Origin of the sequence: Spirillospora sp. NPDC048824, assembly GCF_043198455.1 — a bacterium.
Taxonomy (GTDB): Bacteria; Actinomycetota; Actinomycetes; order Streptosporangiales; family Streptosporangiaceae; genus Spirillospora.
Genome location: NZ_JBICUS010000009.1, coordinates 95,390 through 112,253, shown reverse-complemented (window position 1 = coordinate 112,253; position 16,864 = coordinate 95,390). Strand labels below are relative to the sequence as shown.

Sequence of the window (16,864 nt, the reverse complement as noted above, 5' to 3'; positions counted from 1 at the left end):
TTCGCGACATGAGTCGTCATGCTACGCCGTTGTGGACACCACCGGCCGGACCTACCGTGGTGCCGGTGAACAAGAATCACCTCGCCCTCCTGGCGACCGATGACTGGCGCAACGTCCTGCGAGACCTGATCTTCCCCTTCGCGTTCAAGGGCGCCGAGCCGAGTGATCTCGGTGACGACGCCATCGAAGTCGGCCCGGGTCCGGGGCTGACGACCGATCTGCTCCTTGCGCGGATTCAACGGCTGACGGCGATCGAACTCGATGCAGACCTGGCGGACGCCCTGTCGGCACGTACCGACCCTGCTCGCGTGACGGTCGTGCACGGCGACGCCACCGCGATGCCGTTCGAGGCCGGGCGCTTCAGCGGCGCCGCGTGCTTCACGATGCTGCACCACGTCCCCGACGCGGCCGGTCAGGACCGGTTGTTCACCGAGGTGTGCCGTGTGCTGCGGCCGGGCGGGGTGTTCATCGCCAGCGACAGCGTCGCCAACGATGAGCTGGCTGCCTTCCACGAGGACGACATCTACAACCCGGTCGACCCGGCGACGTTGGAGGCGCGCTTGTACCGGGCCGGTTTCGACCGCGTCGGGGTACGCGTCGTCCCCGACCGCGCGTGGGCGGTCCGGGCCTTCAAGCCGGCCTGACCGGCCGGCGGCGGGGCCGGGCGGTGGGCGGTGGGCGGCGCCGGCGGAGCCGGTCGAGGACAGGAACCGGTGACACCACGGTGACCGGTGCCGCCCCGCCGCCACACCGGCGGGGCGGCACCGTCCGGCCGCTCCGGTTATCGGGCGAAGGCCTGGAGTTCGGCGGCGCGGACTATGCCGGCCCGGGGAGAGGCCGTGGTGCAGTCGGTGCCGGAGCGCGGGTCGTTGTCCTGCTCGCCCGCGTACGCCGGGGAGCCGGTGCACTGGCTGGAGACCACCTGGAACCGCAGGTGCGTCGCGGTGAAGTCCCGTGTGTCGAAGGAGCGCAGGGCGATGTCGGGTGCCGTGGGTCGCGGCCGGTCGGCGGGGAAGGCGTCGTCCGGGCTGGTGTAGACGGTGCGGTACGAGGTGTTCTGCGAGCAGTCGGCCTTCGTGGCGTTACAGGCCAGCAGCCGGAAGGCGCGCAGGGCGGTGAAACGGTTCTGTGACGTGTCGGGGCCCTCCGGGTCTTCGGCCACCGTGGGGCGCAGCATCGCGCTCACCTGGACCCGGCCGATCCTGACCGGGCGGTCGCCGGCCAGGTCGACGGTCACCTGGCGACCGGCGACCGGGGCCTCGACCGACTGCCAGTTGGTCGCCTCGGTCTCGTCCAGCAGCGCCCGGTGCGACAGGCCGTCGCCGGTGGCGGTGGCTCCGTTGGCGCTCGCGGCCTGGTTGCGGTGCATCGCGACCGGCAGGGTGCGCCGTGATCCTCTGATCGTTGCGGTGAACTTCTTGTGGCCGACGCCCTCGCCCACCGCGACGAAGGAGTAGCGGCCGGGTGTGATGGCGAAGGTGGCACCGAGCGGGGTCGCCGGGTCGGTGTCGGCCACCGGGACCGCGCGGGCCTCGTAGTCGCCCACGTACAGCCGGACCTTCGCGTCCTCGGCGTCGCCGCGGGGTTCGAGCGTGACGCCGGCGTTGCGCGAGAGCGGAGAGGCGAAGCTCGGCGTGGGGTCGGCGTCGGCGGGGCCGTCGCTGGCGGCGGTCGCGCCCAGGCCGTGCTGGGCGAAGACCTTCCACATCAGCGCCTGGTTCTTGCCGCCGAAGCGGATGGCGTCGGCGGCCAGGAGGGCGTTGCGGTGGTCGACGTAGCTGACCGCTCCGGTGGCCATGAGAAGGAGCGCGTCGAACGACAGCTGCATCCACCGCCTGTTCCCCGGGCACCTGTCCACCGGCACCTTCCCGTCGGCGCACTTGCGCTGCAGTGCCGTGTTGCCGTCGCCGTACCGCCGGACGAAAGCCCGGCGCAGGTCGAACTGGGTGGCGGTCCAGATCTCACCGTCGGCGTGGACCTGGGCGCCGGTCAGGTCATAGCCGAGATCGCCGTAGTTGAGGGGGCTCCGGCTCATGTCATAGTTGCGGATTCCTGCGCGCGGTTCTCCGGTGACGTATCCGCCGATGACGTACGGCGTCCGGCCGGGAGAGCGCAGCCCGTACTCGCTGAGGTACTCCATGGCCAGCAGGTCGGACGTGCTCTCGTTCATGGCCCCCGCCTGCGGCCCGTTCCATCCGGCGTCCGGCCCGGCGACCATGCGGCCGGAGATGGCGTGGCCGTACTCGTGGCCGATGACGGTCATGTCGAAGTCGCCGTCGACGCACGGCGGGTAGAACGCGCCCGCGATCGGCTGCCACAGGTACATGTTGGTGATGGCGGCGACGCCGTCGGGCGGCGTGATCTGGTTCGCGTTGTCGCGGATGGCGGGGAACCTGGCGCCGGCCTGGGCGTTGCCCTGCTCCGGGTCGCCGCCCAGGCCGCCGCGGTCGCCGTTGTCGACCTGCATGTTCCAGGCCGACTCGGTGAACCCGAGCCGGTAGGACCAGTCGTGCATGCGGTTGTGCTGGACGAACAGGTTGGACATGGCCGCTTCGACATCGGCCTCCTGCGGGCTGTCCAGCGTCGCCGGGTCGCACTTGCTCGTGTGCCACTGGTTGGCCCAGGGGTAGGTGTAGTTGCGGTCCGGCTTGGACGCGCTGGTGCGGGTGCCGACGCTGAACGGGTCGTCGCTCGCGCGGTTCTCGTACGTCCGGGCCGCGTTGCCCAGGCTGGTGGTCGTGGACGCGCCGGTCGCGGGATCGGCGTCCCACGGCAGCCCGCCGGAGGGGTCGCCGCCCACGACCATGCGGCATCCCGCCGCGGGGACGAAGCACCAGGTCTGGCGGGTGTCACGGGACGAGTAATCGCCGGGCGGGGTGGCCGGGAAGACCGACCAGCGCGGGTCGTCGCTGTCGTGATCGACGAGGTTCTCGCGCACGAGCACCGCACCGGAGCGGGCGTCGACGTGGGACGTGACCGCCTTGGGCTCGCCGCCGGAGGAGTCCATGAGGACGACCTGGTAGGCGCTGCGGACACCCCCGGCGGTGGGGACCGCGACGAGCCGCACCCTGCGGATGTCGCCGGCGGAGACGGCGATGCCCGCGTCGCGCCCGGCGGCGGCCACCGCGTCCTCCTCGGAGAGCGTGGCGGGCGCCGGGGGCCCGTCGTCACGGGACAGGGTCGAGGTGACCGAGACGACCTTGCCGCCGGTCACGCCGACCGCCACCAGTCCGTCGTGGCCGGCGGGCAGGTCACCGAAGCGCTGGCGCAGCAGCACGGCGGCGCCCTCGCCGATGGGGTTGACGGCGACCTTCTCAAGGCCGGCCACGGCGTCGGCGTCCAGGCCGAACAGTTCCCGATGGCCGGTCAGGTAGGCGCGTGCGGCCTTCTCGGGGTCGCCGGCGAGACCTGCGGCCAGGGGGCCGCTTGCGGTCACCGATGCGGGGGTGCCGAGCTTGTTCCAGCGCACGGTCACGCCGCGGGCCGCGCCCCGCTGCCGGGTGGTGGGCGCCAGGCGGCCGGTGCGGGCGTCCTTGTCGGGCAGTTCGACGTGTTCGCCCGGGGGCTGGGAGCGGGGAGTTCGTGTCTCGGCTTGCCCGGGGACCGTGAGTCCCGATGTGAGGAGTGTTCCGGTGACCGCGAGCGCGGTCGCGGCGATCCAGCGTGTCCTGGGCACCTTTGCCTCCTGGAGGCGGGCGGACGACCCGTGGGGGGACGGCCGGATGATCACCCGGCCGCTTCACGAGACAAGCACCACACCAGGACCGCAACTATGGCGATATGAGACACGAAGGACGCATGAGCGGGAGGCGATCCTCGCCGTTGACAGTGACCGCTTCACATGGATGCGGTGACCACACGGCTGGAAGGGCGAGAAGTCAGCCGGGCGGCCGCCGCGGCGGTGCCGGTGCCGGCAGGCCTTCATGGGCCGCCTCAGGGGCTCCGGAGGATGCGATCCAGGAGGTCGGCGGGGAGGGCCGTGGGGCGGGTGGCGAGGAGGGACCTGGCCTCGGATGCGGGGAGGCCCGCGTCGGTGAGGATCGCCGCGGCGTGGTCGCCGGGAAGGATGTTCAGGAAACGGGCGGTCGCGGCGGCGCGGCTTTCGGGGGTCAGGGTGCCGTGTACGCGCAGGCGGGCTATGCCGCCGTCCGGGTAGACGTCCAGGCGGACGTGGGTCACCGGGGCCGTGGTCGCCGAGCGGAGGTGATGGCGGGTGTCGGGCTGCAGGCGGGTCTTCGGGAGGAGGTCCACGCGGGCGTCGGTCCGGGCGTCGATGCCCGTGAGGGAGGCCCAGCCGGGGGCGTTGCCCACGTAGTAGGACGTGTCGATTTCGACGCGGTGGACGTGGGCGCGGCCGGCCAGCGCGACGGTGACGTGGTCGTTTCCGTCGTCGCGGCGGCGGGCGTTCTCCCAGCCGTCGCCCATGAGCCGTGACCGTCCCGGCAGGAGGATGTTGCGCGGTGAGCTGTAGAACATGTCGGAGCAGTCCACGACGTCGCCGCCGGACTCCAGGGCCGCCAGGTCGACCGTGCCGTCCATGAGGCGGGGGTCGGGTACCGGCTCGCCGTGGACGCGGAATCGCGCCACGCCGCCGTCGGGGTAGATGGTGAGCCGGACGTGGGTGAAGCGGTGGGGGTCGGTGACCGGGAACGGGTTCTCCGCGTCGCCCTTGATCGGTGATCTGTCAACGAGTGTCACCCATGTCGCCTGATGCAACTCGTCGGGTGAGGGGTAGCCCTCGACGCCGGTCGCCTCCACGGAGGCCAGCGGCGGGTAGTTGCCCTTGAACCAGGCGGTGTCGATGACGACGCCCCTGACCACGCCGGGTACGCCGAGGCGCACGATCGCGTGGTCGCCGCCCGTGCCCGGTTCCCGGCGGCGGCGCGTCTCCCAGCCGTCGTAGGTCTTGCCCTTGTGCCCGAAGTCCTCGGCGGAGAAGGCGGCGGGTCCCGGTTTGATGAGGTTCTCGCGCTCGGCGAAGAACTCGTCGCTGGCGAAGACGACGCCGGCGGCGAGGTCCCGGCAGGCGAGGTCGGGCAGGGCGGTGAAGCCGGTGGCGCCGGACGTCATGCCTCTCCTCTCGTCAGGAGCCGGCCGCGCGGCTCCCCGGCGATGTCGACCTGCGCGCCGCGCAGCCAGGTGGCGCGCACGGTGCCGGTCAGCGGGCGGCCGTCATAGGGGGAGATCCGGTTCCGATGGTGCAGGCGCCGGACGTCCACGGTGAAGGCGTCGTCGGGGGCGAAGACGCAGAAGTCGGCCTGGTGGCCCAGGGCGATCCGTCCCTTGCGGCGGAGGCCGGTCTGCCGCGCGGGATGCTCGGCCGTCCAGCGCACGACGTCGGCGAGCGAGTGGCCGCGGCGGCGGGCCTCGGTCCACACGGCGGGCAGGACGACCTGGAGGGAGGCGATGCCGCCCCAGGCCTCACCGAAGTCGCCGGTGTCGAGACGTTTCAGCTCGGGTGTGCAGGGTGAGTGGTCGGAGACGACCATGTCGATCGTCGCGTCGGCGAGGCCCTGCCACAGCAGTTCGCGGTTGCGGGCCTCCCGGATGGGCGGGCAGCACTTGAACTGGGTGGCGCCGTCGGCGATCTGCTCCGCCGCGAACGTCAGGTAGTGGGGGCAGGTCTCCACGGTGATCCGGACGCCGTCCCGCTTGGCCGAGCGGATCATCGGGAGGGCGTCCGAACTGGACAGGTGCAGGATGTGCGCACGCGCGCCGGTCGACCGTGCCAGCCCGATGACCTGGGCGATCGCGAGGTTCTCCGCGCCTCGGGGGCGGGACGCCAGGAAGTCGCGGTAGCCGGCGCCGTGCGCGGCGGGCGCCCGGTCAATGGCGCGGGAGTCCTCGGCGTGGACGATCATCAGCGCGTCGAAGTCGCGCAGTGCCCGCATCGCCCGGCGAAGTTCGTCGCCGGTGAGGGGCGGGAACTCCTCGACGCCCGAGTGCAGCAGGAAGGCCTTGAAGCCGAACACGCCCGCGTCGTGCAGTTTCCGCAGGTCCGGCAGGTTGCCGGGGACGGCGCCGCCCCAGAATCCGACGTCCACCCAGGCCTGTGTCGCGGCCGTCTCGCGCTTGATGCCGAGCGCGCCGGCGTTCACCGTCGGCGGGATGCTGTTCAGCGGCATGTCGACGATCGTGGTGATGCCGCCGGCGGCCGCCGCGCGGGTCGCGGTGGCGAACCCCTCCCATTCGGTGCGGCCGGGGTCGTTGACGTGGACGTGGGTGTCGACCAGGCCCGGCAGCAGGACCTCGTCGTCGCGGAGTTCCACGACGCGGGACGCCCGGAGCGCCGAGCCCGGCGGCTCGATCGCGGCGATCGCCCCGTCCCTCACCCCGACGCAGCGGGGCGCCTCGCCGGAGCCGGTGATCACGCGCGGGGCGCGGATGAGGAGGTCGAGTTCCGTCATGTGCCGCCTCCGGGGCGGGCGAGGCCGAGGTCCGCGGCGAGCCGCGCGGCCAGCCGTTCCAGCAGCGGGCCGGCCTCGGCCATGCTGCGCCGCACGTCGGGTTCGAGGTCGGTGAGGGTGTAGACGCGGGAGATCCCCGCCGTGGCGAGGTCGGGCGCGGTCAGGGTCGCGCGCCCGGCGACGGCGGCCACGGGGACACCGGCCCGCGCGGCGGCCGCGGCGACGCCGGCGGGGGCCTTGCCGCTGAGGGTCTGCTCGTCCAGCGAGCCCTCACCGGTGATCACGAGCCTGGCTCCGGGGAGCCGTTCCGCGTAGCCGACGAGTTCGAGGACGATGTCGATGCCGGGCCGCGGTGTTGCGTTCAGCAGGGCCAGCGCCGCGAACCCCGCCCCTCCCGCGGCGCCCGCCCCCGGGGTCGCCGAGTGGTCGGTGCCGGTGGCGCGGGCCACCTGCGCGGCCCAGCGGGCCAGCGCGCGGTCGAGGACGGCGACGTCGCCGGGGCCGGCCCCTTTCTGCGGGCCGTAGACCGCCGCCGCGCCCCGCGGGCCCAGCAGGGGGTTGTCGACGTCGCAGGCCACGATGAACTCGGTCTCGGCGATTCTCGGGTGCAGGCCGCGCAGATCGACCTCCGCGACGTCGAGCAGGCCCGCTCCGCCGCGTTCGACGTCGCGGCCGTCGCCGCGCCGGACGCCGGCGCCGAGAGCCTGCGCGAGGCCGGCGCCGCCGTCGGTGGACGCGCTGCCGCCGAGGCCGAGGACGACCGTGTGCGCTCCGGCGTCCAGCGCCGCCCGCACGACCTGCCCGGTGCCGTGGCTGCCGGCGCCGAGGGGGTCGAGCCGGCCGCCGGGCAGCAGGGAAAGGCCGGAGACGCCCGCCATCTCGACGACGGCGACGCCGCCGCGCAGCGCGAACGCGGTGGTGACCGGTTCGCCGGTGGGGCCTTCGGCGGTCACCGGCACGCTCCGGAAACCCGCGGACAGCGCGGCGTCGACGGTCCCGTCGCCGCCGTCGGCCACGGGCAGTTCGACGACGTCCAGGCCGGGGGCGGCCCGGCGCAGGCCGGCCGCGACGTGCCCGGCGACCCGCCGGGCGGACAGGCTGCCCTTGAACTTGTCAGGGGCGACGACGACATGGCTCATGGCGGTTCCTCAGCAGAATCCGGGGACGCCGAGCCAGGCCTGGCCGGCGTCCGGCGCGTCGTCGCGGGTCACGGTGGCCTCGATGAGGCCGTACGGCCGGTCGGCCGCGATGAACACCTCGCCCGCATTGTCCAGGCCGAACGGTGACAGGTCGACCTCGAAATGATGTCTGTTCGGCGCGGAGAAGCGGATCTCGGCGACCTCCGGGCGCCGTTCGAGCACGGCGCTGCCCATGGCGTACAGCGACTGCTGCAGGGCGAGGCTGTGCACCTCGGCGAACCGCTCCAGCAGCACCGAGCGGATCGCGGAGTGGCTTTCGTCGAAGTCGGCGTCCGTGCCGGCGTAGCGCCACCGGGCCACCAGCGACGTGGCGAGGACGCGGTCGGTGGTCTCGGCGAGGGTGGTGTACTCGTCTTTCAGGAAACCGGAGAACTCCGAGCCGGTGGTCTTGGCGATGACGAGGTCCCGGAGGCCGGACACGACCCAGGCCCGCCGGGCGGCGCCCTGGCCCGCGACCGTGACGACCGTGGTGCGGGTCTCCCCGCCGCGCCGGACGAACGAGTGGTCATGGCCCCCGCTCCCGGCCGGGATGCGGTCCCAGGCGTACTCCTCGATCTCGATGCGGGCGCCGTCGGCGGCGGGGACCTGCGCGACGAAGTGGTCGGCGAGGGTCAGGCCGAACTCCTCGATCGCGCCGATGCCCCGCTTGGCGAAGGAGAACACGGTGTTCTTCTGGGTGTCGGTCGGCAGCACGCCGGACTGGTCGCCGGTGTCGTGCGCCGCGGTGAAGTCGCCGCGCAGCAAGGTCGACACGTTGAGGTCGCGTATCTCGTGCCGGGCGGTCTCGCGGTGGACGCGGAAGACCCGGTTCTGCGCCTTGCCGTACTGGTTGGGGCCCAGGACGATGCCCATGGATCAGCTCCCTCGGTAGGTGGCGTGGGCGAAGGGGCTCATGAGCCGACGGCCTTCCGCAGGCGCAGCAGGGCGATCTTGCGGAGTTCCCCGGCGACGACCCGCCGCTCGGTCTCGTCGTCGTTGCCGAGACGGGCGCGGGCGGCGTCGAGGACCTGCCCGGCGTCCAGGCCGGTGGCGCAGATGAGGAACACGCGGCCGAAGCGTTCCTCGTAGCGGCGGTTGGCCTCGGCGAGGTCGGCGAGGACACCGGCGTCGTCGCCCACCCCGGACTGCTCACCGCGTGACCAGCGGGCCCGGGTCCCGGTTCCGGCGGGCCGTTCCCCGATCCGCGGGTGCGCCGCCAGAGCCCGGTCGATCTCGCGGGGGGCGAGCTTCCGGGCGGCCATGTCGGCGCGTTCGAGAAGCGCGTCCAGATCGGTGTAGGGACGGGCCGACAGCAGGGCGTCCGCCCACGCGGGTACATCGAGGCAGGCCAGGAGCGACTCGCGTGCCTGCGCGTCCGGCAGCGTGTTGAACCGGCGGAGGCCGGTGGCCTCCTCGGGGAGCTCCGCCCGGGATGTCATGCAGGCAGGCTAGCCGCCGTCGCGGCCGTCGTCGCCGGTCAGAGGTCGTTGCCGGCGTAGGAGAGGTTGAAGCTCTTGTTGACGAGGGGGAAGTCGGGAACGATCGTGCCGGTCAGGGCGACGGGCAGGGCCGGCCAGTTGAAGAAGGACGGGTCGACGATCTTGGTGCGGGTGATCGAGCCGTCCCGGGCCAGCTCGACGCGGTGGACGATGGTGCCGCGCCAGCCCTCGACGACGCCGACGCCGGACACGGGGCCGTCCAGCGGGGCCAGCGGCGGCCAGTAGGTGACGACGCCCGGGGACATTCCGTACGCCAGGTCCTTCACGATCGCGGCGGAGACGGCGATCTCCTGGACGCGGACCTGGAAGCGGGCCAGTACGTCGCCGGTGGCCCGGGTGGCGACGCTGAAGGCGGGCCGCAGGTCGGTGAACGGGTGGTCGCGGCGGGCGTCGGCGCCGATGCCGCTCGCGCGGGCGACGTAGCCGAGGGCGCCCAGATCGCGGGCGGCCTGGGCGGGCAGCTCCGCGGTGCCGGTGAAGCGGTCGGCGACCACGGTGTGGGAGAGGGCCAGGGCGGCGAGTTCGGCGGCGTCCTCGGCGATGGCGGCCAGCCGGGCGGGGGCGGGGACGGCGCGCAGGGCTGCGCCGCCCAGCACGACTCCGCCGCGCAGGAGGCGGTGGCCGGTGACCTCGCGGTTGAGGCGCAGCAGGTGCTCGCGGATGCGGCCGAACTGGGAGTTGAGGATGGAGTGGCCCACGTCGTTGCACAGGGCGCCCAGGTCGGTGACGTGGTTGTAGAGGCGTTCGAGTTCCAGGAGCAGCGCCCGCATCCGCCGCGCGCCCGGGGAGACCTCGACGCCGGTGGCCTCCTCGACGGCCATGCAGAACGCGAGGGTGTGCCCGACGGTGGTGTCGCCGCTGACGCGTTCCGCGAGCGGCACCGCGTCGGCGGCGGCGCGGCCGTGGAACAGCTTCTCCAGGCCCTTGTGCACGAACCACAGCCGTGCCTTCAGCTTGAGAATGCTCTCGCCGACGACCGAGAACCGGAAGTGACCGGGTTCGATCATCCCCGCGTGAACGGGCCCGACCGGGATCTCGTACACGCCGGGGCCCTCGACGCTGACGAACGGGTAGGGCCCCTCCGGGTCGCCGAACTCCGGCGCGGGACCGGCGTCGGCGCGCATCGGGTACCAGCCGCGGGGCCAGTGGTGGTGCCGGACGAGGCGGCGCGGCAGCGGATGGTTCTCGGGGACGATCCCGTAAAGGTCGCGCATCTCCCGCTCGAACCGTCCGGCGGGGAAGCTGGTCGCGGCCAGGCTCGGGACGGCCGGGGCGTCCGGGTCCAGCCGGACGTGCAGTTCGGTGCGGCGGTCCGGGGACGCGGCGGTGAACAGGTACACGATCCGGAGCGCGTCGGGGTCGTGGTGGGCGGCGGCCAGCGCGAGCCGGTGTCCGCCGTCCAGGAGCGCGGCCGCCCGTGCCGGGAGCGCACCGGCGTCGATGTCGGTGATCGTGCGGTGCGGGCCGGCGGGCCGGTCGCCCGCGGGCCGGTCTTCGGTACTCATCGGGACACCCCCTTCAGAAGGCCGTGAGGATTTCGGCGGCGGCGTCCAGCAGCGTCCGCAGCGGCCATGCGGTGACGCCGATGACGGCGCAGGCGGCGAGGCCGGCGATCAGCGCCGCGGTGAGCGCGGCCGGCGGCCGCAGGCCGGCCTGGATGGTGGCCGCTCCGGGTCCGTCCGGGCGGGAGCCGAGCAGCATCCCGGCCATCCGCGCGGAGACGGCGGCCACGATGAGGAGCGTCAGGACCAGGGCGATCGTCACCGCCCAGCCGAGCCCGGCGGAGAACCCCGCGCGCACCATGGCGATCTCACCGGCGAACAGGGTGAACGGCGGGAACCCGAGCAGGGCCAGCAGCCCGGCGCCCAGGGCGGCGGCGAGCACCGGGGCCCGGCCGCCCAGTGCGCGGACGGCGTCGATGCGGCTGGTGCCCAGGGCCTGGTGGATGCGTCCGGCGGCGAGGAACGAGACCGACTTGGCCAGCCCGTGACCGAGGATGTGCAGCAGCACCGCGCCCATGGCCAGGCGGGTGCCGATCGCGGTGCCGAGGGCCAGCAGGCCCATGTGCTCGATGCTGGAGTAGGCGAGCATCCGTTTGAGGTCGCGCTGGCCGAGCAGCATCGCGGCGGCCACCGCGATCGAGGCCAGCGCGACGATCAGGAGCAGCGTCCGGGCGAAGCCGGTGCCGAGCGCGATGTCGGCGATCACCTTCACGCGCAGGACGGCGTAGAGGGCCACCGACAGCAGCACGCCCGACATCAGCGCGGAGACCGGTGCGGGCGCCTGGCTGTGCGCGTCGGGCAGCCAGGCGTGCAGCGGCGCGAGCCCGGCCTTGGCGCCGAACCCGATGATCAGCAGCGCCACCGCGATCCGGGTGACGCCGGGGTCCAGGTCGGCGGCGTGCTCGGCCAGCCGGACCCAGTCCAGCGCGCCCGACGACGGGACGTGCGCGTGCCGGGCCGCGAAGTGCAGCAGGACGATGCCGAGCAGCGCCAGCCCGATCCCGGCCGAGCAGATCACCACGTACTTCCAGGCCGCCTCGGTGGCGTTGCGGGTGCGGCGGTGCCCGACCAGGAACGCCGTCACGATCGTGGTGGCCTCGACCGCGACCCACAGCACGCCGAGGCTGGCGGCCAGCACGGCCAGCGCCATCGCGGCCACGAACCCCTGCGTCAGGACGCCGTACCGGCGCGTGTCGGCGGAGGTGGCGTGGCCCGCCGCGCGCTCGGCGGCCAGATACGACGGGCTCGCGAGCATCGCCAGCAGCGCCACGGCGCCGATCACGATCAGCATGTAGGCGGTGAGGGCGTCGGCGCGCAGGAGCCCGCCGAGGCCGGTCCGGGGACGGCCGGCGGCCGGCACCGCCAGCAACACCGCGGCGGCGAGCACGCCCGCGGCCGCGGCGGGGGCCAGCCATGCCGTGCCGCGCCGCCAGCCGAACACGGCGTAGCCGCAGGCGGCCAGGGCGGGCACGGCGACGGGGGCGATCAACAGGGTCGTCGTCATCAGTCGTGCAGCTCCCGCAGGTCGTCCAGGTCGCTGTCGCCGAACGCGGCGCGGATGCGGGCGGTGAGGATCTGCAGCACCAGGACCGCGAGCAGCACGTCCAGGGACACTCCGAGCTCCACGATGAGCGGCACGCCCGAGGTGGTGAGGAACGCGACGGCGGTGATGCCGTTGTCCATCATCAGGAAACCCGCCACCTGGGACAGCGCGCGGCGCCGGGTGACCAGGACGAAGAAGCCGAGCAGCACCACCGTGAGCGCCACCGGGACGGCGCGGGTGGCCGGGGACGGCGACAGCGCGACCACCGGGCGCATCACGGCGAACGACAGCAGCGCCAGCAGCGCGGCGGCGACCAGCGAGGACGCCACGTTCACCAGCGGCTCGGTCTCCCGGAACGCGCCGCCGGCCCGCATCGCCCGGCGCAGCATCAGCGGCAGGACGGCGCCGCGCAGGACGGCGATCCCCGCGGCCAGCGCGATCGTCCCCGCGTGGCCCTCGTGCAGCCCGAGCACGGCGACCAGCGCGGCCAGGGCCGCCCCCTGGACGGCGAACAGCCGCACGATGGCCGCCAGGTCGCGCCGCCACAGCGCCAGGACGCCCGCCAGCAGCAGCGCGCTGCAGGACACGTCGAGGAGCTGGACGTAGAGGGTCTCGCTCATGGGGCCGCCAGGAAGAAGGACGCGGCGACGGCCAGCAGCGCCAGCAGGAACGACCCGGCCAGCAGCTCGGGAACGCGGAACATCCGCAGTTTCGCCATGAACACCTCACCGGCGGCGAGCAGGCCGCCCAGGACGACGACCTTCGCGCTGAACGCCGCCACCGCGACGGGCAGCATCGCCATCGACGTCCCGGCGATCCCCCACGGCGCGAAGAGGTTGGCGAACAGGCCGAGCAGGACCGTCAGCCGCATCGCCGACGCCCATTCGACCAGGGCCAGGTCCGGCCCGGAGTACTCCAGCACCATCGCCTCGTGGATCATCGTCAGCTCAAGGTGGGTGGACGGGTTGTCCACCGGGATCCGGCCGGTCTCGGCGATGGTGACCACGGCCAGCGCGACCGCCGCGAGCAGGCTCACCGGGGAGATCACGAGTTGCGGCTCGTGCAGGGTGGTGGTGACGATCGACCCGAGGTTGGTCGAGCCGACCCGCGCCGACAGCGCGAACACCGACAGCAGGATCGTCGGCTCCACCAGCGCCAGCACGACCATCTCGCGGCTGGCGCCCATGCCGCCGAACGCGGTGGCGGTGTCCAGGCCCGCGAGCGCGAGGAACACGGTGCCGAGCGCCAGCAGCGCGGTCACCGCGAACAGGTCGGCCGTCCCGTCCAGCGGCGAGGCCGTGGTCACGATCGGGACCACCGCGCTCACGACCAGTGCCGTGCCCGCCAGCACCAGCGGCGCCGCGCGGAACAGCACGCCGGTCCCGTCCGGGGTGATCGGCTCCTTGCGCAGCAGCTTGCGCAGGTCCCGCCACGGCTGCGCGACGCCCGCGCCGGCCCGCCCCTCAAGGCGGGCCCGGACCTGCCGCATCACCCCGACCAGCAGCGGTGCGCCGAACGCCACCAGCGCCACCTGGATGACCGCCCCGGCGGCTCCGGCCGCGCTCATCTCGTCACCGCCAGCAGGATCAGCATGCCGGTGAAGGCGTAGAAGCCGTACCCGACGTAGCGGTGGACGCTGCCGTTGGCCAGGGGCCGGGCCGCCCGCCCGATCCAGTCGACCGCCGCCAGCACCGGCCGGTACAGCCGGTGCTCGATCCGGTCGCCGACCCGCGTCCGGTAGCGGACGCTGTCGACCAGGTACGCCGACTCCTCGACCGGTGTGACGTCCAGGTCGGTCTCGGGGGCGAGCACGTCGTCGAACACCCGCACCAGCGGCTCGGCGAACGACGTCGCGGTGTACTCCATCCGCGCCGAGGCCGGCCCGGCCCCGCAGTCCCACAGCCGGGCCCGGCGGCGGGCGCGGCGGGCCGTGACCGCCCGCAGCACCGCCATCAGCACGACGACCGCCGCCAGCAGCGCCACGGTGATCAGCAGGGGGGACATGGTGCTCGGCATCCCGGCCGGGCGGAGCGTCACCGGGCCCGTGACGGTACCGCCGGCCGGTCCGGCCACGGCCGCCGCGACGCCGACGGCCCGTGCGAGGCCGCCGGCGACCAGTCCCGGCGCCAGCGCGGCGGCGACGCAGCCCAGCGCGGCGAGGACCATCCCGGCGATCATCGCCGGGGGGCTCTCGTGGGCGCGCTCGGCGGCGGCGCTGCGGGGACGCGCCAGGAACCCGACACCGAACGCCTTGACGAACGCGGCGATCGCCAGCCCCGCCGACAGCGCCACCACGGCCACCGCGACGGGCATGGTGACGGCGGCGACCGTCCCGCCCTCGGGCAGTGCGTGGACGAGGCTCTGCAGCAGCAGCCATTCGCTGACGAAGGCGCTGCCCGGCGGCAGGGCCGACGCCATCAGCGCCCCGATCCCGAACAGCGCGGTCGTGGCCGGCATCGGCGAGCGCAGGCCGCCCAGCGCGTCCAGGTCCCGGGTGCCGGTGGCGTGCAGCACGGACCCGGCCGCGAGGAACAGCAGCGTCTTGAAGCCCGCGTGGTTGACCACGTGCAGCAGCGCGGCGGTGAGCGCGAGCGCCGCCATGGTGCGGGCGCCGGACACCGACAGCAGGCCCGCGGCGCCCACGCCGATCAGGATGAGACCCATGTTCTCGCAGGTCGAATACGCCAGCAGACGTTTCATGTCGGTGGCGACCACCGCCTGCAGGACCCCGTACAGGGCCGACACGGCGCCGGCGGCCAGCACCGCCAGCCACCACCACGCGGGTCCGCCGCCGAGCAGGTCCAGCCCCACCCGGACGATCCCGTACACGCCCATGTTCACCATCGCCGCGCTCATCAGCGCGGACACGTGGCTGGGCGCCTCGGGATGGGCGCGCGGCAGCCAGACGTGCAGCGGCACGACGCCCGCCTTCGAGGCGAACCCGGCCAGCGTCGCCACGAACACCGCGCTCCGCACGGCCGGGGACAGTCCGTCCGCCGCCGCCCGCATGCCCTCGAAGGACTCGTCGTGCGACGCGGCGGCGAACCCGGCGAGGCCCGCCATGATCGTGACCAGTCCCAGGTGGGTCATCACCGCGTACCACAGCCCGGCCTCGCCCACCGACGCACGGCGCCGGTGCTCGGCCACCACGAGCAGCAGCGACGTGACCGCCATGAGCTCCCACGCCAGCAGGAACGTGCTCACGCTGGCCGCGGCGGGCACCAGCAGCATCGCCACCACGAACAGCGGCAGCATGGCCTGCACCGCCCGGCCGTCCAGGCCCGGCACGTCACCCGCCCCGGCGCGGGCCGGACGGGTGTAGCCGATCGCGTACACGGCGGCGCACACGGCCACGGCGCCGGTGACGGCGATGAAGAGCCCGCTCAGCGCGTCGACCGCCAGGCGTACGCCGGCCAGGGGCAGCAGGTCCGGCAGCCACACCGCCCAGGGGTGCCCCGCCATCGCCGCGAGGCCCGCCACGACCGCGGCGGCGCCCGCGGCGGCCGTCCCGCCCCCGGCGGCGGCCGGGCGCACCCGGCGCGGCAGCAGCGACCCCGCGGCGGCGAGCAGTCCAAGACCCAGGGCCGCGGTGAACGCGGCACCGGTCACAGTCGTCATCGGCCGGTGAGCCCCCGCAGCGCGGCCACGATCGCCTCCGGCTCCGGCGGGCAGCCCGGCACCTCGACGTCGACGGGGACCACGTCGTTCACGGCACCGGCCACCCCGTACGCACCCGCGAACACCCCGCAGCCGCGGGCGCAGTCGCCCAGCGCCACCACGACCTTCGGCTCCGGCACCGCCTCGTGGGTGCGGCGGAGCGCCACCTTCATGTTGCGCGTCACCGGCCCGGTCACCAGCAGCGCGTCGGCGTGCCGGGGCGAGGCCACCAGCCGCGCCCCGTACCGCTCGGCGTCGTGGACGGGCCCGAACGCCGAGGCGATCTCGACCTCGCAGCCGTTGCACGACCCGGCGTCCACATGGCGGAGCTGGACCGATCCCCGCAGTTCGGCCGCGCGCTCGGGCACGGCGCCCTCGGGACGGGCGGGCGCGTCCTCGGCGACCCGCCCGGTCCTCATGATCTTGCGGAGTAGATCCTTCACCCGGTTCCCCGACCTTGCGACGGCAGAGCTGTGACCCGCGCCGGAAAGCTAGTGTCCTGCGCAATTGCCAATATTAGCAATCAATGAGGTGTGGGTCGGACAGGGTGGCCGGAGGGGTGGCGGCCGTCCCGTGAGGGGGATGGAGTCCCAGGCGGGACGGCCGCGGCTCGATGCCGGGCGCGCTACCCGGGCGGGCGCTCCCCGCCCGCCGGCGCACCTCCGGAGCGCAGGTCGTCCAGCAGCTCCGCCTGCCCGGTCAGCACCCCGGTGAGGATCGACCTCGCGACGGCGAGAAGGTCCGCGACCTGGGGGCTGGTCAGCGAGTAGATGACCGTCGCTCCCTCCTTGCGGGAGACGACCAGCCCGGCGCGGCGCAGCACGGCGAGCTGCTGGGACAGGTGTGCCGGCCCGATCCCGACCTCCGGCAGCATCTCGGCGACCGCGTGGTCGCGTCCGCTCAGGAGTTCCAGTACCCGGATCCGGGCCGGGTGCCCCAGCGTCTTGAAGAACTCGGCCTTGAGCTGGTACAGCGGAGTGCTCACGGCGGGCGGCCCCTCACAGGGTTTCCGCAGCGGCCGGCCCGTGGCACTGAACGAACCACACCCGGCGCCCTGCTGGACGATCATCGGTTTACT

The 16,864-nt window shown here is 73.9% G+C and carries 14 protein-coding genes; 1 reads left to right on the top strand and 13 read right to left on the bottom strand.

Annotated elements, in window-relative coordinates:
• Positions 1-29 precede the first annotated feature (29 nt).
• Positions 30-644: a class I SAM-dependent methyltransferase gene (locus ACGFIS_RS19705; protein WP_392971993.1), complete on the top strand. Its 615-nt coding sequence runs from the start codon at positions 30-32 to the stop codon at positions 642-644.
• Between the two features lie 137 nt (positions 645-781).
• On the opposite strand, the gene ACGFIS_RS19700 is transcribed toward ACGFIS_RS19705, so the two are convergent.
• The 13 genes from ACGFIS_RS19700 to ACGFIS_RS19640 all read right to left on the bottom strand — a co-directional run bounded on the left by ACGFIS_RS19700 (position 782) and on the right by ACGFIS_RS19640 (position 16,771).
• Positions 782-3,676 carry a M36 family metallopeptidase gene (locus tag ACGFIS_RS19700; protein ID WP_392971991.1) on the bottom strand — a complete coding sequence of 965 codons (2,895 nt, stop codon included), beginning with the start codon at positions 3,674-3,676 and terminating at the stop codon, positions 782-784.
• A 257-nt stretch (positions 3,677-3,933) separates the two neighbouring features.
• Complete coding sequence (gene alc, locus ACGFIS_RS19695) at positions 3,934-5,070, bottom strand: allantoicase (RefSeq protein ID WP_392971989.1); 1,137 nt, start codon at positions 5,068-5,070, stop codon at positions 3,934-3,936.
• Positions 5,067-6,407 (bottom strand): allantoinase AllB, encoded by a 1,341-nt coding sequence (gene allB / locus ACGFIS_RS19690; RefSeq protein WP_392971987.1) that lies wholly within the window; start codon positions 6,405-6,407, stop codon positions 5,067-5,069. The genes alc and allB overlap by 4 nt, the downstream gene beginning before the upstream one ends.
• On the bottom strand, positions 6,404-7,546 hold the full coding sequence (locus tag ACGFIS_RS19685) for a glycerate kinase (protein WP_392908041.1): 1,143 nt from the start codon (positions 7,544-7,546) through the stop codon (positions 6,404-6,406). The genes allB and ACGFIS_RS19685 overlap by 4 nt, the downstream gene beginning before the upstream one ends.
• A 9-nt stretch (positions 7,547-7,555) precedes the next feature.
• Positions 7,556-8,458, bottom strand: a complete 903-nt coding sequence (gene pucL / locus ACGFIS_RS19680) for a factor-independent urate hydroxylase (RefSeq protein WP_392908043.1) — start codon at positions 8,456-8,458, stop codon at positions 7,556-7,558.
• Between the two features lie 38 nt (positions 8,459-8,496).
• On the bottom strand, positions 8,497-9,024 hold the full coding sequence (gene uraD, locus ACGFIS_RS19675; protein ID WP_392908045.1) for a 2-oxo-4-hydroxy-4-carboxy-5-ureidoimidazoline decarboxylase: 528 nt from the start codon (positions 9,022-9,024) through the stop codon (positions 8,497-8,499).
• Positions 9,025-9,062: 38 nt separating this feature from the next.
• A complete protein-coding gene (locus ACGFIS_RS19670; RefSeq protein ID WP_392971985.1) occupies positions 9,063-10,589 on the bottom strand; it encodes an NADH-quinone oxidoreductase subunit C in 1,527 nt (508 codons plus the stop codon).
• A 13-nt stretch (positions 10,590-10,602) separates the two neighbouring features.
• Positions 10,603-12,090 (bottom strand): proton-conducting transporter membrane subunit, encoded by a 1,488-nt coding sequence (locus tag ACGFIS_RS19665; RefSeq protein ID WP_392971983.1) that lies wholly within the window; start codon positions 12,088-12,090, stop codon positions 10,603-10,605.
• Positions 12,090-12,749, bottom strand: coding sequence for a hypothetical protein (locus tag ACGFIS_RS19660; RefSeq protein ID WP_392908053.1), 660 nt, complete (start codon positions 12,747-12,749; stop codon positions 12,090-12,092). Before ACGFIS_RS19660 ends, ACGFIS_RS19665 begins: the two co-directional genes overlap by 1 nt.
• Positions 12,746-13,696, bottom strand: a complete 951-nt coding sequence (locus tag ACGFIS_RS19655) for a respiratory chain complex I subunit 1 family protein (protein WP_392908055.1) — start codon at positions 13,694-13,696, stop codon at positions 12,746-12,748. The genes ACGFIS_RS19660 and ACGFIS_RS19655 overlap by 4 nt, the downstream gene beginning before the upstream one ends.
• A complete protein-coding gene (locus tag ACGFIS_RS19650; RefSeq protein ID WP_392908058.1) occupies positions 13,693-15,747 on the bottom strand; it encodes a proton-conducting transporter membrane subunit in 2,055 nt (684 codons plus the stop codon). The genes ACGFIS_RS19655 and ACGFIS_RS19650 overlap by 4 nt, the downstream gene beginning before the upstream one ends.
• A complete protein-coding gene (locus ACGFIS_RS19645; RefSeq protein ID WP_392908060.1) occupies positions 15,744-16,229 on the bottom strand; it encodes an NADH-quinone oxidoreductase subunit B family protein in 486 nt (161 codons plus the stop codon). Before ACGFIS_RS19645 ends, ACGFIS_RS19650 begins: the two co-directional genes overlap by 4 nt.
• 182 nt (positions 16,230-16,411) lie before the next feature.
• Positions 16,412-16,771: an ArsR/SmtB family transcription factor gene (locus ACGFIS_RS19640; protein ID WP_392971981.1), complete on the bottom strand. Its 360-nt coding sequence runs from the start codon at positions 16,769-16,771 to the stop codon at positions 16,412-16,414.
• Positions 16,772-16,864: the final 93 nt, after the last annotated feature.

Excerpts from the sequence above, each read along its gene's own strand:
- alc (WP_392971989.1), bottom strand. The coding sequence starts at position 5,070 with ATGACGTCCGGCGCCACCGGCTTCACCGCCCTGCCCGACCTCGCCTGC.
- ACGFIS_RS19650 (WP_392908058.1), bottom strand. The coding sequence starts at position 15,747 with ATGACGACTGTGACCGGTGCCGCGTTCACCGCGGCCCTGGGTCTTGGA.
- ACGFIS_RS19655 (WP_392908055.1), bottom strand. The coding sequence starts at position 13,696 with ATGAGCGCGGCCGGAGCCGCCGGGGCGGTCATCCAGGTGGCGCTGGTG.
- ACGFIS_RS19670 (WP_392971985.1), bottom strand. The coding sequence starts at position 10,589 with ATGAGTACCGAAGACCGGCCCGCGGGCGACCGGCCCGCCGGCCCGCAC.
- ACGFIS_RS19685 (WP_392908041.1), bottom strand. The coding sequence starts at position 7,546 with ATGAGCCATGTCGTCGTCGCCCCTGACAAGTTCAAGGGCAGCCTGTCC.
- uraD (WP_392908045.1), bottom strand. The coding sequence starts at position 9,024 with ATGACATCCCGGGCGGAGCTCCCCGAGGAGGCCACCGGCCTCCGCCGG.
- pucL (WP_392908043.1), bottom strand. The coding sequence starts at position 8,458 with ATGGGCATCGTCCTGGGCCCCAACCAGTACGGCAAGGCGCAGAACCGG.
- allB (WP_392971987.1), bottom strand. The coding sequence starts at position 6,407 with ATGACGGAACTCGACCTCCTCATCCGCGCCCCGCGCGTGATCACCGGC.
- ACGFIS_RS19660 (WP_392908053.1), bottom strand. The coding sequence starts at position 12,749 with ATGAGCGAGACCCTCTACGTCCAGCTCCTCGACGTGTCCTGCAGCGCG.
- ACGFIS_RS19665 (WP_392971983.1), bottom strand. The coding sequence starts at position 12,090 with ATGACGACGACCCTGTTGATCGCCCCCGTCGCCGTGCCCGCCCTGGCC.